We start from the raw sequence: 684 nt of genomic DNA, 5'->3' as shown, positions 1-684 counted from the left end.
CATTATCCGGGTTGTCGACGTCGGTACTGGTTAGCGTGCCTGAAGTTGTTACCGCTTTGTCGGTTTCATTGATGGCAACGGTCGCGCTACTGACAGTTGCGGCGTCGTTAGTGCCGTGAATCGTCACCTTGATGGTGGACGGTGTGCCATCTACAGACGACACCGTAAAGGTTTCTTCGACTTTATCGCCGACGTTCAATTGATTAAATGCACTGCTCGCGGTGAACACCCAATGCCCATTAGCGTCAATAGTGAGATCACCGTTAGTGCCTGTAATGGAATCCGGCGTAAACGTATTATTTGGGTTATCAATATCGGTACTGGTCAATGTTCCTGATGTTGTTACCGCTTTGTCGGTTTCATCAATAGCGACGCTAGCGCTACTTACTGTGGCGGCATCATTGGTTCCGTTCAACGTCACTTTGATGGTCGATGTTGTGCCATCAACGGAAGACACCGTGAAGGTTTCTTCGACCTTATCGCCAACGTTTAATTGGTTAAACGCGCTGCTGGCTCTGAAGACCCAATGACCATTAGCATCAATAGTCAGGTCACCGTTGGTGCCAGTAATCGAATCCGGTGTGAATGCATTATCTGGATTATCGACGTCGGTACTGGTTAGCGTGCCTGAAGTTGTTACTGCTTTGTCAGTTTCATCAATGGCGACGGTCGCACTGCTAACAG

General features: G+C 48.8%; 1 protein-coding gene. It reads right to left on the bottom strand.

The annotated features are described in order from the left end of the window. Positions 1-684: VCBS domain-containing protein (locus tag FCV43_RS20275; protein ID WP_206380354.1), on the bottom strand; the 684-nt coding region annotated here is incomplete at both ends.

It is taken from the genome of Vibrio genomosp. F6 (assembly GCF_005146325.1).
GTDB classification, from domain to species: Bacteria; Pseudomonadota; Gammaproteobacteria; order Enterobacterales; family Vibrionaceae; genus Vibrio; species Vibrio cortegadensis.
The sequence above is the reverse complement of the archived record's forward strand: the minus strand, read 5'-3'. Positions and strand labels throughout refer to the sequence as shown.